Origin of the sequence: Thalassospira sp. GO-4, from assembly GCF_023588965.1 — a bacterium.
GTDB lineage: Bacteria > Pseudomonadota > Alphaproteobacteria > Rhodospirillales > Thalassospiraceae > Thalassospira > Thalassospira povalilytica.
In genome coordinates, this window is record NZ_CP097807.1 from 2,876,186 (window position 1) to 2,891,437 (window position 15,252).

The window sequence follows — 15,252 nt, forward strand, 5'->3', positions numbered from 1 at the left end:
CCACAAAGGCCAATGTCAAATAGTACAAGATGACTGCATGGCCCCATGCATCGGGTTCGATCACCGGAAACGGACCATAAAAAAGGGCTCCGACAGGAGCCCTTGGGATCAGCTGTGGCCAAGTGCCTTTTGATCGGACTTGGGGGTCGCATCGTCATTTTTGATGCGTTTGAGTTCACTGTCCATGCGCCGGGCGGCACGGCGGTGTTTGCCATGGATCAGCCATTCATAGGCAAATCCGATGCCCAGACCGACAAGCAGGGCCACCATGATCGGCAGAAACAGTGGCAGGTCGACCTCGTAGGGCAAAGGCCAGAGCGACAGCGTCACAAGCGCACGGTTGGACACGGCAAAAACGGCAATCAGGACCGCAAGCGGTATGGAAATAATCCAGTAAAGGATACGCATTCTGGGCTCCTTGTGCCTGACAGGATGGCGGCAGACACCCGACAGATCAGGCGTCCCCCGAATTCAGGCAACAGGTCACGTTCGGGGATTGATGCAACAGTATGGCGCAAAGCGCAGGCAAAAGCCAAGCCACCAGCGACACAGCATGCTGTGTCGTGGCGGTTTTGCGTGACGACCGGCAATGTGATCGTCAATCAATCATCCATCAAACGGAAATCAGTTCAGACGTTCACGGAGCTGCTTGCCGGTTTTGAAATAGGGAACCTTTTTCTCACCAACAGGGACCGCGTCACCGGTACGCGGGTTCCGCCCGACGCGGGCATCACGCTGTTTGACGGAAAATGCACCAAAACCGCGCAGTTCGACCCGGTCGCCACGGGCAAGCGCGTCAGTGATTTCGTCAAAAATCGTTGCAACAATCCGTTCGACGTCTCGCTGATAGAGATGCGGATTCAATTCAGCAAGCCGGGCAATCAATTCAGATTTTGTCATTTCCAGGCCCCATCCTGTTCGTGCTGACAGTCTCACTCAACCGCGAATTAGATTATTTGTTCGGTAACTATCACTCAGGTTGCCAGACAGCTAGCAAACCGTCAAGTTTAAGCCCCTCAGATGACAGCACTTTTCCAAGGTTTCCTTCAAAGAGTGCGCTCATCAAATCGTCCTCCGGGTACTCAATTTCAAGCGGCACGATGTCCGCTTCCGGCGTGACACCAGCTTCGTTTTCAAGCCAGCGCAAGGCTTCACGACGGCCTCCAATTTCATCAATCAAGCCATTGGCAAGTGCTTGCTGTCCGGTATAGACGCGACCATCTGCCAATGTTTTCACCGTGTCGACCGGCATGTCACGCCGTTCGGCAACCATTCCGACAAACACGTCAAACATGTCGGAAATCAGACCTTGCATGGCCGTTTTTGCAGCATCATCAACCGGTTCAAACGGATTCGGTGCCGCTTTAAGCGGTCCACTTTTGACGGTAAGCGGCTCGACGCCAAGCTTTTCAAGCGTGCCGTTGAAATTCATCGACTGGAAAATAACCCCGATCGATCCGGTAATCGTTCCGCGCCGCGCAATGATATGGTCAGCGGCAATCGCGGTCATATAGCCGCCCGATGCGGCAACCGTGCCCATTTCGGCAACGATGGGGCGGGTTTCCCCGATCCGGCGCAACGCTTCATACAGCGTTTCGCCCCCGACCATGGTGCCGCCCGGGCTGTTGATATGGACAATCACACCGACAACGTCGCTGTCTTCTTCGATGGCAGCCAGCGCATCAAGCAAATAGGGATCTTCGGTGATCACACCTTCGATATTGATTTCAACGATTCTCGGACCGATGCCGCCCAGAACACTGTTCTGCACGCCGGTTCCGGCCAGACCGATAATGATCACGGCAATGACAGCAATGACGGCCACAACGCGCCAGCGGAAGACTGATTTCTTCAAGCGACGTCGATCAAGCAGGATGTCGGCATCAAGCGCCATTTACGGTGCCCCGGTTCTAATTGTTCAATCAAATACTTAGAAGGCTGTCCGCCCAAAAACCTGCCTTTTCAAATGGTTTTTCTCGGCCAAGAAGGCAAGGACAAAAAGCGTTTAAAATCAAAATTTTCGCGAAAAATGGCGAACAGGGCAGCACCGGGCACCAATCCGGGGTCAAAACTCGGATGATATACAATTCCAAAGGCCAAATCCGGCCGGGCTGCCAGCAGATACGAGCGCCCTGAACAACCCGTTTTCTCAACCCCCGCCCCAACCAGATCAGCCATGTCAGTAAGATAGAAAGATCATCAAACGCCCCCCGGATCATGAGGCGCGTATCGTATCGGGCAACCCACCCATATGAGACGGTTGGCATGCGTCATCCGCACCAAAGTGCCCAAAACAAAACGGGCCGCACAATGTGCGACCCGTCTGTTCGGTCCGAAAAAGATCAGACCGTATTTCGTCGGAGGGTGGCTTATTCGCCGCCTTCCTGCTTTTTGCGCAGAGCTTCGCCGAGGATATCGCCGAGCGATGCGCCGCTGTCAGCAGAGCCGTAATCCGCCATTGCTTTCTTCTCGTCAGCAACTTCAAGAGCTTTGACCGAGAGGGAAACTTTACGGGTTTTGGCGTCGATTGCGGTAACGCGTGCGTCGACTTTTTCACCAACTGCGAAGCGTTCCGGACGCTGTTCCGAACGCTCACGCGCCAGTTCAGCTTTACGGATGAAGCCTTTCAGTTCGGTGTCGCCAACAGCAACTTCGATGCCGCCGTCATTGACTTCGGTGATCTCGCAGGTGACGGTTTCGCCACGCTTGATACCGGTAACTGCTTCTTTGAACGGATCGCCGGCAAGCTGTTTGATGCCAAGCGAGATGCGTTCTTTTTCAACGTCAACGTCAAGAACCTTGGCTTTGACGATGTCGCCTTTTTTGTATTCTTTGATGACTTCTTCACCAGCACGGTCCCAAGACAGGTCCGAAAGGTGAGCCATACCGTCGATACCGCCCATGAGGCCGATGAACAGACCGAATTCGGTGATGTTCTTGACTTCGCCTTCGATCTCGGACTCGACCGGGTGAGCTGCAAGGAAGGCATCCCACGGGTTCGAGGTGCACTGCTTGAGACCAAGCGAGATACGACGTTTCTGGGCATCGACGTCGAGCACCATGACTTCGACTTCCTGCGAGGTCGAAACGATTTTGCCCGGGTGGATGTTTTTCTTGGTCCAGGACATTTCGGAAACGTGGACCAGGCCTTCGACACCAGCTTCGAGTTCGACGAATGCGCCGTAATCGGTGATGTTGGTGACACGACCTTCGAACTTCGAACCGACCGGGTATTTGGCTTCGACGCCTTCCCACGGATCAGCTTCAAGCTGCTTCATGCCAAGCGAGATACGCTGGGTTTCGCTGTTGAAGCGGATGACCTGAACTTTAACAGTCTGGCCGATCTGAAGAGCTTCGGACGGATGGTTGATACGTTTCCAAGCGATGTCGGTAACGTGCAGCAGGCCGTCAACGCCGCCGAGATCGACGAATGCGCCGTAATCGGTGATGTTTTTGACAACGCCGTCAAGAACCTGACCTTCCTGGAGGTTCTGGATCAGTTCAGCACGCTGTTCTGCACGGGTCTCTTCGAGAACTGCACGACGCGAAACCACGATGTTACCGCGCGAACGATCCATTTTCAGGATCTGGAACGGCTGCGGGTTGTTCATCAGCGGGGTAACGTCACGGACCGGACGGATATCAACCTGGGAACCCGGAAGGAATGCAACTGCACCCGACAGGTCAACGGTGAAGCCGCCTTTAACGCGACCAAAGATGGTGCCGTCAACGCGTTTGCCTTCGGAGAACTGTTTTTCCAGCTCAACCCAGGCTTCTTCGCGGCGCGCTTTTTCGCGCGACAGAACGATCAGGCCATCTTTGTTTTCATAGCGGTCGACATAAACATCAACGGTATCGCCAATGTTTACTTCGCCTGCGCCAAATTCTTTAAGCGGAACGCGGCCTTCGGATTTCAGGCCGACATCGACGATTGCGTCATCGTCAGTTTTCTTAACGACCGAACCGGTCATTACGCGGCCGACAAAACCTTCGTCTTCAGAACCAAGGGTTTCAGCCAACAGGGCGGCAAAATCTTCGCCGGTCGAGAATTGTGCTTCTTCAGCGGTGGTCATAAACCAGACTTCCTTTCGAGTATCGTCATCATATTCTGGCCAACCGGTTGTGTCCGGTGGTCTTAAACCGCAAAATCGCGGCAAAAATGTCAGTCACTGGGCGAACCCGACATCCATGGAAGGCATGCCTTCCATACACGAAAAGGTGAACGCACAAGTCGTTCACCTTAGGGACAGGTCATATGACCGGCACCTCGGGATCGTTCATCGCCTGACGGTTAAAACGCCCTTTGATCAGTCATCCGCGCCCATATGGGTGTGGATATGTGCCATAACGGCATCGAACACTGCATTGGCATTCAGACGGTCCGTATCAATATGGATTGCGTCTTTTGCCATGGTGAGCGGTGCGACATCGCGAGCACTGTCTCGGGCATCCCGTTCTTCAAGCTCTTTGAGAACGCGCTCGTATATAGCAGCGGGATTTTTTTCCTGCAACTGTTTGAACCGTCGGTTTGCACGTTCTTCCACCGACGCCGTCAGATAAAACTTGATCGGGGCTTCGGGGCAAACGACCGTTCCAATATCGCGGCCATCAAGAACAGCACCGCGTTTTCCGCCAGGCGGCTTGGTTGCAAGGCTGCGCTGGAAGTCAAGCAAAACGGCGCGAACCTTTGGAATCGCTGCAACTTTTGAGGCAGCGGTTCCGACTTCTTCGCTGCGGAGCTCTTCGCCGTCCAGATCATTGGCCGTAAGATTTTCCGCCGCCTTGACGGCTGCTGCTTCGTCTTCGGGGTCGGCATTTGCAGCCAAAACTTTCGCACCGGTGGCACGATATAAAAGTCCGGTATCAAGGTAGGCATAGTCCATTGCGTCTGCGACTCGACGCGCCAACGTCCCCTTGCCCGACGCTGCCGGGCCATCAATGGCGATGATCATATGCTTCGCTCCCTGTCTATATCGCGACTATATATATTGGGTCAGATCGATCAGGAATGCAGCGCGAATTTTGCGCCCATTTCGCCCATCAGCCTTTCAAAGTTCGGGAAACTGGTGGCAATCGGATTGGCATCATCAACCGCAACCGGCTTTTCCGCGCCAAGACCAAGCACCAGGAATGACATGGCAATGCGGTGATCAAGATGGGTTTCGACCATGCCACCGCCCGGAACAACACCACCGGTCACAATCAGATCATCGCCTTCGATACGGTGAATGACGCCATTGGCTTCAAGTCCGGCGGCGACCGCAGCCAGACGATCCGATTCCTTGACGCGCAATTCTTCAAGATCGCACATCCGTGTTTCGCCCTCGGCATAGGCCGCAGCCACGGCAAGAACCGGATATTCGTCAATCATCGAAGGGGCGCGTTCGGCCGGAACAACGATGCCTTTCAGGCGGTTTTTGCCCGTCACCACCAGATCGCCGATGGTTTCGCCGGCTTCTTCGCGTTCATTGGTAATCGTGATATCGCCGCCCATTTCAATCAGGGTGGTGATCAGCCCGGTGCGCAACGGGTTCAGGCAAACGTCGCGAATGGTGACATGGGAGTCCGGATTGATCAGGGCCGCAACCATCGGGAAGGCAGCCGAGCTCGGATCGGTCGGCACCACAATATCAGCGGCCTTCATTTCGACCGGACCGGTGAGGCTGACGGTACGACCGCCATCGTCATTGACCTTCACATCCACATCGACCCCGAAATGACGCAGCATGCGTTCGGTATGATCGCGCGACGGTTTGGGTTCGATCACGGTCGTCGTCCCGGTCGTATTGAGACCGGCCAGCATCACAGCCGATTTGACCTGGGCCGATGCCATGGGAAGGGTATAGGTCACCGGTTTGGCTTCGTCCGTTCCGATCACGGCCATTGGCGGGCGACCCCGATCACGGGTGATGAATTGTGCCCCGAATTTGGAAAGCGGATCGGCAACACGGCCCATCGGGCGTTTGCACAGCGACGCATCGCCGGTAAAGAAGGTGGTGATCGGATGTGTGGCAACGATGCCGGCCATCAGACGAATGCCGGTTCCGGCATTGCCCATGTCAATCACGCTATCGGGTTCGCGCAATGCGCCGACACCAACCCCGGTTACATGCCAGGTGCCATCCTCATCACGGGTGACGGTTGCACCAAGTTTGCGCATGGCATCCGCGGTTGCCAGAACGTCTTCGCCTTCAAGCAGGCCGGTGACCTTGGTCGTGCCGATCGCCAGACCGCCAAACATCAGGGAACGGTGGGAAATCGATTTGTCACCCGGCACCCGGATATCACCCGAAATTGGCCCGGTTTTGGCCGATGAAAGCGGGCGTTTGGTCTGCGAAGAACTCATGGAAGCGTACCTGTCCGTAACGATTTGGTTTTCTGTTTTTACGGCGTGGAACCCTGCATATGGTGCAGCCGGGGTTTGGGGCGCTCATGATGCAGGTGGGCCGATGCATCCTGCTCTAGCACAAGCGATTGTCAGGCACCAGTATCGAACCCAAATTTTGACGTGGCGATTGTACCGATTGCGGGCCTGTTTCACATCATTGGCAGCTCAGATCGCAAAAGGATCAATTTCCTTTTGACAAGCCGCCAACAAGATGGCAATTGGGCCTTTCAGACATTACGCCTTGCGCTGCATCGCAGCACTTTGCGACGAACAGTCTTTTTCTTAGATGATAACGGTAATTAAGAGGATTTGCCGTAATGTCAGCACGCGGTAAGAAACGTCACTGCCTCGCCTGTGGTACCAAGTATTATGATCTGAACCGTACCCCGGTTGTTTGCCCGAAATGCGCTACACCTGATGGCGTGACAAAGGTCAAGAAAGCCGCGGTTGCCAAACCGGCACCGGAAGAAGACGAAGATATCGATGACGTCAACGATCTTGACGATGATGTCGATGCGGATATCGATGACGATATCCTCGAAGATGCTTCTGACCTTGGCGAAGATGATGATGATCTTGGCGAAGTTTATGAGCATGTCGAATCAGACGACGATGATCGCTAAGAATTTTTGAAAAAGGGTCTTGCCAACATTTGGCGAACCTTCTAAATATGCGCCGCGCCGCAGAGAAAGCATCAGCAAATCTGCGACGCGGACTAAAGTGGGGCCGTAGCTCAGTTGGGAGAGCGCTACAATGGCATTGTAGAGGTCGTCAGTTCGATCCTGATCGGCTCCACCATTCAAAACCCGTTGCCTTTGGCGACGGGTTTTGTCGTTTCAGGGTGTTTTTCCCTGAAAATAGCCGGGCAACGGGGCCTGGACACAAAAGATCCCCAAAAACCAAATGCCCCGCATGGGCGGGGCACCGGAAACGGCAATATGTGCGGGTCTAACGTCCCAGCATATTCTTTTGAACCGTGATCAGATGGGCATGCATGGCATCGCGGGCCTCGCCGGGAAGGCGTTGATTAAGCGCATCGACGATGCGGGCATGTTCATCGCAATAGTGCAGGCGACGCTCGTCGGAAAATGACCGTTTTTTCATTTCGAACCATGGCCCCTGATTGCGCAGGAAGGTCAGGATATTGTTGATTTCGCGCAGCAGCTCGTTGCGCGAACAATCAAAGACCAGCTTGTGGAATTCCGTATCCCATTGTTCGAATGTCGGCATATCGGTCGCCGACGATGCCTTGAGATGGGCGGCTTCGATATCGGCAAGCTCGGCCGAGGTGGCATTGGTTGCAGCAAAAGCAGCGGCTTCGGGTTCGAGCAACAGACGGATTTCCATCATGTCGGCCGGGCTTGTGCCTTCCATCCGGGCAGCGATATCGGCAAGCGATCCCGATTTGGCCTGGGCCGTTACATAGGTCCCGCGACCGACATACCGCGCCAGAAGATTGTCCTGTTGCAGGATATCACAGGCCCGACGCACGGTATTGCGTGCCACGTCGAATTCCTTTGCCAGATCCCGTTCCGGCGGAATGCGTGTGCCATCGGGCCACAGCCCGCCCACGATCCGCTTGCGCAATTCTTTGGCAATGTCATCGGCACTGATGCCCGTCATAAAGAGATCCTTCTTCCCAACCAATTGTGATCCAATTAACAGATCACAGGCCACAGGTCCAGCCCGATTTGCCCGTTTTCAGCCATTTACCCCCTATAAAAGCCCATTTACCCCCACATTGGTTGACTTGGTTGGATTATTGGTATATCAAAATCGACGAAATTGGCTTAATTGGTATATTAATTTTGGAGATTTGGCTTGAAGATTGCAACGTTCAGGACAAATGGTGCAGTTGGCGTTGGCGAGATTCTTGAAGATCGCGGTGTCGTTGTACCGTTCGACATTCCCGCCCAGGACGCCGCCCGCGGTGTGCTTAGCCTGATTGGTCAGGACACATTGCCCGGCCGCAAAGAGCCTGTATCTCTTTCGGATGTGACCTTGCTGGCACCGGTCCCGCGCCCGGTACGCAACATTTTCTGTGTTGGCAAAAACTACATGGAACATGCGCATGAATTTTCCAAAAGCGGCTTTGATTCAAGTGCCGCAGCCGGGGCCGTGCCGAAAAACCCCATCATCTTTTCAAAAGTGCCCGAAACAGTCGTCGCACATGAAAGTGATGTTCTGATCGATAGCAAGGCAAGCCAGGCTGTCGATTACGAGGCGGAGCTTGCCGTGATTATCGGCAAGGGCGGCCGGGCGATTTCGCCCGAGGATGCCTATGACCATGTGTGGGGTTACACCATCGTCAATGATGTCACCGCCCGTGACTTGCAGGGCAAATACAGCCAATGGCTGATTGGCAAATCGCAAGACACGTTCTGTCCGATGGGGCCATGGGCCGTGACCCGGGACTCGCTTGATATTTCCGACACCGCAATCCGTTGTCACGTGAATGACGAATTGCGCCAGGAATCGAACACGTCGCTTCTGATCTTCGATATCCCGACCATTATCGCAACCATTTCTGCCGGTGTCACACTGATGCCCGGCGATGTGATTGCCACCGGCACCCCGGCAGGGGTCGGGATCGGCTTTGAACCACCGCGTTATCTCAAACCCGGGGACAATGTCAGCATCGAGATCGAAGGCATTGGCACCTTGCGCAACAATTTCCGCGCAATCGGGGGCTGATCAACAGTTTCGGGACGGCCACGGCCGTCCCGTTCGGCGCTTCATGCACCGGCACCGGGCTACGACAAAAACAACATAAGCCCAAAACTCTTATAAATCGGGAGGAACATATGTTTCAGAGACTGGCAAATACACTGGCCCTGACCACTTTGGGCACTTTGATTGCAACAACCGCAATTGCACAGAACAAAACCGACATTGCCTGGGGCGGGTCAAACCCCGGTGGTGTGATGTATTACATGGTCGGTGTTGCTGGCACCGAACTTGGCAAGGATTTGCCCGATGTCAACATTACCCAGGTCACGACTGGCGGTTCGACGGAGAATGCCAAACGCCTGATCAAGGGCGAGCTTGATATGGGGATCGTTTACGGATCACATGTCTATATGTCGCTTCAGCAAACCGGCCCGTTCGCCAATGACGACAAAGGCACGATGCTGCGCGGTGTTGCGATGGCCTATGAAGGGCCGACCTATTTCGTGACCCTTGAAGGCAACGGCATCAAATCGCTTTCCGATCTTGCCGACAAGAAGGTTGCACTGGGTCCCCCCGGTTCGGGCACGGTGTTTAACTGCTCGAACATTCTGGGATCACTTGGTCTGCTTGAAGAAATCGAACCCCAGATGATGACATTTGGCGATGCCGGCCGTGCGCTTGCCAATGGTCAGATCGACGCATTCTGCCAGTCATCGGCTCCGGCAGCGGCCGTGACCGAGCTTGCCGAAACCAATGATGTTATCGTCGTGCCCTATAGCGACGAGGAACTGGGCAAGATCAACACCAAATATCCGTTCTATCATACCGGCACCATGCCAGACACGACCTATAAGGGCGTTCCGGCAACCGATATGCCCTATACCACCGTGTATTGGGTGGCCCATGAACGGGTGAATGATGATGTCATGAAGCGCATGCTGGCTGCTGCCTATGCAAAACAGGATGCACTGGCCGCAGGTCACAAAGCCTGGGCGCAGATGAAACCCGACACCAAAAACTTCCTTGGACTTGGCGCACCGATGCATCCGGGTGCCGAGGCCTATTACCGCGAAACCGGCCAATGGGCTGAATAACCTTTTGGCGTGAAATCTGCCCGGTATTGTGCCGGGCAGATCTGTTTTGTCTTGAAGTGGATTGCGGGACCAAATGACAGATACATCCTGGCTTATGCGGGTCGAGGGGGCGAAACGCACCCTGAACGGTTCTCAGGCGCTGGTTTTCAACCTTGTTGCGGCTGGCTTTGCCGGCTTTTATCTTTACACATCCGGATTTGGTCTTGTTTCGACCCAAAGCAACCGGGGCATCTATCTGATGCTGACCTCGGTTCTGGTTTTCATGCTGTTTCCGGCCACACGCAAATCCCCGACCGACCGGTTCAGTCTTTTTGATATCGGGTTTGTGGTTCTGACGGTTGCGGTATTCGGTTACTGGATTGACCAGTATGTCAGTTACGCAATGTTCCGGGTTTCATCGCCCAACCAGACCGATCTGATCATGGGGTCGCTGGCGATCGTGATCCTGCTTGAAACCAGCCGCCGTGCCCTTGGCCCGGTGATTTCGCTGATTGCCATCGCCTTCTTGCTTCAGCTTTTTTACGGGCAGTATCTTCCGGGGCGTCTGTCGCATCCGGGCATGTCGATCGAGCGCATTCTGGAATTCACCTATTCAACACAGGAAGCGATTTTCGGGGTGGTGACCGCGACCTTTGCGACCTTTGTGTTTCCCTTCATGATTTTTGGCGCCTTTCTGGAACGCAGTGGTGCGGGCAAGTTCTTTATGGATCTTGGCACCGCGGTTGCCGGGCGCTGGCGCGGGGGACCGGCCAAGATTGCCGTCATGACCTCGGCACTTTTCGGATCGATTTCGGGATCCTCGGTCGCCAATGTGGTGACGACCGGGTCCTTTACCATTCCGCTGATGAAACGCACCGGGTTCAAATCCCATGATGCCGGCGCGATCGAAGCCATTGCCTCGACCGGGGGCCAGTTCATGCCGCCGGTCATGGGGGCAGGTGTATTTATCCTCGCGACCCTGACCGAGACCAGCTATCTGACCATTGCGCTGATGAATGTCATTCCGGCGTTGGTGTTCTTTATCTTTTTGCTATCGATGGTCGATCTTGAAGCCGCGCGGCTTGGACTTCGGGGCATTCCACGTGAAGAAACGCCGCGTGTACGCGATGTCATGGCAAAGGGCTGGCATTTCTTTATGCCACTTGTGATTGTCATCGGCCTTCTGTTTGCCGGATTTTCCGCAGAATTCTGCGCATTTTGGGGAACGGTATCAGCCGCAGTCCTTTCATGGCGGAACCGCGAAACCCGCATGGGGCCCAAAGCCATCATCCAGGGCCTTATTGGCGGGGCGCAAAGCAACAGCTCGGCCGGGGCAGCGATCGGGACGCTGGGCATCATCATTGGCGGGATCGTTCTTGCCGGGCTTGGTCTTAAATTCTCGTCAGTTCTCATCGATTTTTCGGGTGGGAACCTGTTTATCGCGGTGTGTCTGGTGACGCTGGTATCGATCATTATCGGTATGGGGTCTTCGACTACCGGGTCCTATATCATCCTGTCGGTTGTGGCTGCGCCGGCCCTTATTCAGCTCGGTGTTCCGACGGTTGCCGCCCATCTGGCGGTGTTTTATGCGGCATGCCTGTCAAATATCACGCCACCGGTTTGCGTGGCGGCCTTTGCCGGGGCGGCCATCGCCAAGGCCCCACCCATGCGCACGGGGTTCTCGGCCCTTAAATACGGGGCAACCATCGTTATCATGCCGTTCAGCTTTGCCTATGTACCCGAACTGCTTTTGATCGGGGAATGGCCGGACATTGTTTACAGCAGTCTGCTTTACATGACCGGGGCCATCATGATGGCCATCGCCATTCAGGGCATTGCACCGATTGGTCCGCGTCTTTCGATGCCCAACCGGATATTGTTCGGCGTTTCCGCAGCCCTTCTGGTCTTTCCGGCCAATCTGTGGATCGATGTTGCCGGCATCGCGCTGATGGGTTCGGCAATCCTGATGGCGTGGTTCATGGCCACGCGCCAGAATAACCGGGCGGTCCCGCACTAAGGCCGCCCCTATCAGAACGGTGATCACATCCGGATGCTGATGGCATCCCCTTCGCGCCCAACCACGTTGATCACCATCCTGATCCACAAAACCCGTTGCCAAAGGCGGCGGGTTTTGGTGTTTGTGGACCAGCTTGTTGCACTAACATGCAAAATCGAACAATCCGTATGGGCCATTGAACCCATCATCATGATCAAACAGGGATAGAAACATGAGTAAGGTCTGGACCGTCTATTTGTCGGGTGAAATTCATAGCGACTGGCGCGAACGCATTGCCGCCGGGGTCAAGGAAGCGGGCCTTCCGGTCGAACTGGTGGCCCCGATCACCATGCATGAAGATTCCGATGATTGTGGTGTCGCCATTTTCGGAGCCGAGGAAAACAAATTCTGGCATGACCGCAAGGGCGCACAACTTAACGCCATGCGAACCAAAACCCTGCTGTCAGGGGCCGATCTTGCGGTTATCCGCTTTGGCGAGAAATACAAGCAGTGGAATGCCGCCTTTGATGCCGGCTATGCCGCAGCACTTGGCATTCCCTATATCACCCTGCATCCCGCCGAACATGACCACGCATTGAAAGAAGTTGACGGTGCCGCCAACGGCGTTGCCCGCGAACCCGAACAGGTGGTTGCCGCACTGGCCTATATCATCCGTGGTGACATGCCGAAGGGCTAGAACCGGCGACAAAGAGAACCGGTGACAACAGGACCGGGTCAGTTTTTGCACAGCGATCTTAATGCAAAGTCTGACCCGACGCCTGATCCGGGTCGCCCGGTGCCACCAGATTGCTGGTGACAAAGGCGAAATCGCTGATGGCACGGGCCACCATGATGCGGCCTTCGACCGGGGTTCCTTTTTCCTGTCGCAGGGTGCCCAGCGCGTCGGAGACGATTTCAAAGCCGCATTCTTCCATCCATTCGGCAATTGCGCGCTGATGGTGGCGGAAACGTTGTCCCGGGCTGAGATCGAACGGAAAGGCATTGCCATGTTCGAGGGTCAGGACCATCAATCCGCCCGGCTTCATCCGGGCGTGGGCCGCGCGCAGCGCCGGGGCAAGATCGCCAAGATAATTCAGAACATCCGCGGCAACCACAAGCCCGTAGCCGGATCCCAGATCGTCAGGCATATCGGTGATATCGCCCGCCACCAGCGTGCGATAGATGCCCTTGGCCCGGGCGCGGTTGATCATGCGCGGCGATAGATCGATCCCGTCAATCGCGTCATATTGACCGGCAAAAACTTCACCGACCAGACCGGTGCCACATCCAAGATCAAGAATTTCAAGCGGACGATCCAGGCTTGGCAGAAACGGTCGAACGGCCTCAGACAGAAGTTCCGGCCCGCGATAGGCCAGCCGATCGCGCAGGCTGATTTCAAAACGCGGCGCATAATCATCAAAGAGCGCACGCACGTAATCTGGCGGCAACCGGTCGCGCATTGCAGCTGCCCCAAGCAGCGTCAGGCGCACTTCGGCCCCCATACGGTCGGACGGATCAAGAACCAGATATTGACGAAATGCTTCGACGGCATTGTCGTTTTCACCGGCCCGTTCATAGATATCGCCCAGGGTAAAATGGGCCTCGTCCCATTCGGGATCGGCAGAAAGGGCCGCACGCGCAACATCAATTGCCGCGACATAATCACCCTGCGCTACCAGCGCCAGCGCAACATCAAGTCGCCGACTGGCCGACAGACGATCCTTGCTCATTTAAGTTTTGAATATCCGAAAAACGGGTTGGCAGGAACAGCCGGAACCACAACCAAAGATGCTGCTATATCTTCCGGAATTGCGATTTTGGCAAGATAGATAAATTCATTTAATTTCAATGAATTAATCGGGATCACCATTTTTGTATCAGGACAAATGATCCGTTCCGGCCGTCGGGCAGCGAATCCGTGCTGTGGACTGGCCCGAATTTGACCGCTGATCGGGCCATCATCAGTCCCGGCAAGATGGGGCAAAGAGGCACCGGTTCGTAAAACAGCCCACCTGTTTGAAATCTTGGAGTAATGGTCAAGTAACGCGTACTGGCGTGGGAGCTGATCGGTAAAATCCTATTTTACAGCGAATAAATGTCGATTTTGATTGATAAAATCAATTTATTATCATATTTGAATGTAAAGTCTTTTTATAACGGGAAGTCTGATGGAAAACTTTACCCCTGTCTCGGCCCTTCTGGGTGGCGGACTTATCGGTTTGGCATCGGGGCTGTATCTTTTGCTGAATGGCCGGATCGCCGGGATCAGCGGCATTGTCGGTGGTCTTTTGTCATCGTCAAAGGGCAGCACATCGGCATTTGAACGTCTGGCCTTTGTCATTGGCCTGATTGCCGGGCCGCTGGTTCTGATGACCGGTACGCCGATCGAAGCACAAAGCGTTGTCACAAGCCCGCTTCCGGTGATTGTGATTGCCGGTCTTCTGGTGGGTGTCGGCACCACCATCGGCAGCGGCTGCACCAGTGGCCACGGCATTTGCGGACTGTCGCGGTTTTCGTTGCGGTCGCTGGTCGCGACCCTTTCGTTTATGGCGGCCGGGTTTGTGACGGTGCTGGTCACCCGCCATCTGATCGGGGGTGCATGATGCGCATTATCGTATCGCTGATCTGTGGCACGCTGTTTGGAGCCGGGCTTTATATTTCTGGCATGATCGACCCGCAAAAGGTTCTTGGTTTCCTTGATATCTGGGCGATTGCCGATGGTGGCTGGGACCCGAGCCTTGCCTTTGTCATGGGTGGTGGCCTTGTGGTTGCCGTGCCGATTTTCCAGTTTGCCAAATCGCGATCAGATGCGGTTTGTGGCGGCGGAATGGATCTTCCAAGCAACAAGAATGTCACGACCAAACTGATTGTCGGCGGGCTTATGTTCGGAACCGGCTGGGGTCTGGTAGGTTATTGCCCCGGTCCGGCCCTTAGCGCGCTGGCCTTTGGACAGATGGACACCATCATCTTTGTCGCCACCATGCTTGCCGGCATGGCCGGTGCCCGGGCATTGCGCCTGAACAGCTGATGTTTGATGAATAAATCCCCGTGTTAGCTCCCCGTGTTAGCTCCCCGGGGATGATCTGCGAATGACGCGGCCCTCCCGCAGCGGCGTGATCGCAGAC

Annotated in this window: 17 protein-coding genes and 1 tRNA gene; 8 read left to right on the forward strand and 10 right to left on the reverse strand. The window is 55.1% G+C overall.

Translation table 11 applies throughout. The features are described 5' to 3' along the window. Nucleotides 1–108: 108 nt before the first annotated feature. The 7 genes from M9H61_RS13260 to aroA all read right to left on the reverse strand — a co-directional run bounded on the left by M9H61_RS13260 (nt 109) and on the right by aroA (nt 6,346). On the reverse strand, nt 109–408 hold the full coding sequence (locus M9H61_RS13260; protein WP_101246843.1) for a lipopolysaccharide assembly LapA domain-containing protein: 300 nt from the start codon (nt 406–408) through the stop codon (nt 109–111). A 216-nt stretch (nt 409–624) separates the two neighbouring features. Beyond that, complete coding sequence (gene ihfB, locus M9H61_RS13265) at nt 625–900, reverse strand: integration host factor subunit beta (RefSeq protein WP_101246842.1); 276 nt, start codon at nt 898–900, stop codon at nt 625–627. A gap of 70 nt (nt 901–970) precedes the next feature. After that, complete coding sequence (sppA, locus tag M9H61_RS13270; protein WP_101246841.1) at nt 971–1,894, reverse strand: signal peptide peptidase SppA; 924 nt, start codon at nt 1,892–1,894, stop codon at nt 971–973. Nucleotides 1,895–1,962: 68 nt separating this feature from the next. After that, nucleotides 1,963–2,178 (reverse strand): hypothetical protein, encoded by a 216-nt coding sequence (locus tag M9H61_RS13275; RefSeq protein ID WP_250280943.1) that lies wholly within the window; start codon nt 2,176–2,178, stop codon nt 1,963–1,965. Nucleotides 2,179–2,369: 191 nt separating this feature from the next. Continuing rightward, a complete protein-coding gene (rpsA, locus tag M9H61_RS13280) occupies nt 2,370–4,073 on the reverse strand; it encodes a 30S ribosomal protein S1 (RefSeq protein WP_101246839.1) in 1,704 nt (567 codons plus the stop codon). A 234-nt stretch (nt 4,074–4,307) separates the two neighbouring features. Next, entirely contained in the window at nt 4,308–4,952 is a 645-nt protein-coding gene (gene cmk, locus M9H61_RS13285; RefSeq protein WP_101246838.1) for a (d)CMP kinase, read from the reverse strand. A 50-nt stretch (nt 4,953–5,002) separates the two neighbouring features. Continuing rightward, the gene (aroA, locus tag M9H61_RS13290) at nt 5,003–6,346 is read right to left on the reverse strand and encodes a 3-phosphoshikimate 1-carboxyvinyltransferase (RefSeq protein WP_250280945.1); all 1,344 of its coding nucleotides are present in this window, start codon (nt 6,344–6,346) and stop codon (nt 5,003–5,005) included. Between the two features lie 359 nt (nt 6,347–6,705). Between aroA and M9H61_RS13295 the strand changes: the two genes are divergently transcribed. Continuing rightward, the gene (locus tag M9H61_RS13295) at nt 6,706–7,011 is read left to right on the forward strand and encodes an FYDLN acid domain-containing protein (RefSeq protein ID WP_101246836.1); all 306 of its coding nucleotides are present in this window, start codon (nt 6,706–6,708) and stop codon (nt 7,009–7,011) included. 99 nt (nt 7,012–7,110) lie between these two features. Further along, nucleotides 7,111–7,186: transfer RNA gene (locus M9H61_RS13300), tRNA-Ala, on the forward strand. A 150-nt stretch (nt 7,187–7,336) separates the two neighbouring features. Here the strand turns inward: M9H61_RS13300 and M9H61_RS13305 are convergent. Beyond that, complete coding sequence (locus M9H61_RS13305; protein ID WP_114112224.1) at nt 7,337–8,011, reverse strand: FadR/GntR family transcriptional regulator; 675 nt, start codon at nt 8,009–8,011, stop codon at nt 7,337–7,339. A gap of 198 nt (nt 8,012–8,209) precedes the next feature. Between M9H61_RS13305 and M9H61_RS13310 the strand changes: the two genes are divergently transcribed. From M9H61_RS13310 to M9H61_RS13325, 4 genes are all read left to right on the forward strand, one after another. Continuing rightward, nucleotides 8,210–9,082: a fumarylacetoacetate hydrolase family protein gene (locus M9H61_RS13310; RefSeq protein WP_228194980.1), complete on the forward strand. Its 873-nt coding sequence runs from the start codon at nt 8,210–8,212 to the stop codon at nt 9,080–9,082. 110 nt (nt 9,083–9,192) lie between these two features. Then, entirely contained in the window at nt 9,193–10,152 is a 960-nt protein-coding gene (locus M9H61_RS13315) for a TAXI family TRAP transporter solute-binding subunit (RefSeq protein WP_101246833.1), read from the forward strand. Nucleotides 10,153–10,225: 73 nt separating this feature from the next. Continuing rightward, complete coding sequence (locus tag M9H61_RS13320) at nt 10,226–12,148, forward strand: TRAP transporter fused permease subunit (RefSeq protein ID WP_250280947.1); 1,923 nt, start codon at nt 10,226–10,228, stop codon at nt 12,146–12,148. Nucleotides 12,149–12,359: 211 nt separating this feature from the next. Continuing rightward, nucleotides 12,360–12,824, forward strand: coding sequence for a YtoQ family protein (locus tag M9H61_RS13325; protein WP_206926380.1), 465 nt, complete (start codon nt 12,360–12,362; stop codon nt 12,822–12,824). A 58-nt stretch (nt 12,825–12,882) separates the two neighbouring features. On the opposite strand, the gene M9H61_RS13330 is transcribed toward M9H61_RS13325, so the two are convergent. Both M9H61_RS13330 and M9H61_RS13335 read right to left on the reverse strand, forming a co-directional pair. Continuing rightward, the gene (locus M9H61_RS13330) at nt 12,883–13,857 is read right to left on the reverse strand and encodes a class I SAM-dependent methyltransferase (protein WP_250280949.1); all 975 of its coding nucleotides are present in this window, start codon (nt 13,855–13,857) and stop codon (nt 12,883–12,885) included. Further along, nucleotides 13,854–14,111, reverse strand: a complete 258-nt coding sequence (locus M9H61_RS13335) for a hypothetical protein (RefSeq protein WP_250280950.1) — start codon at nt 14,109–14,111, stop codon at nt 13,854–13,856. The genes M9H61_RS13330 and M9H61_RS13335 overlap by 4 nt, the downstream gene beginning before the upstream one ends. A 184-nt stretch (nt 14,112–14,295) precedes the next feature. Between M9H61_RS13335 and M9H61_RS13340 the strand changes: the two genes are divergently transcribed. Both M9H61_RS13340 and M9H61_RS13345 read left to right on the forward strand, forming a co-directional pair. After that, nucleotides 14,296–14,730, forward strand: a complete 435-nt coding sequence (locus tag M9H61_RS13340) for a YeeE/YedE family protein (RefSeq protein WP_250280952.1) — start codon at nt 14,296–14,298, stop codon at nt 14,728–14,730. Continuing rightward, entirely contained in the window at nt 14,727–15,155 is a 429-nt protein-coding gene (locus M9H61_RS13345; protein WP_228194979.1) for a DUF6691 family protein, read from the forward strand. The genes M9H61_RS13340 and M9H61_RS13345 overlap by 4 nt, the downstream gene beginning before the upstream one ends. Nucleotides 15,156–15,252: the final 97 nt, after the last annotated feature.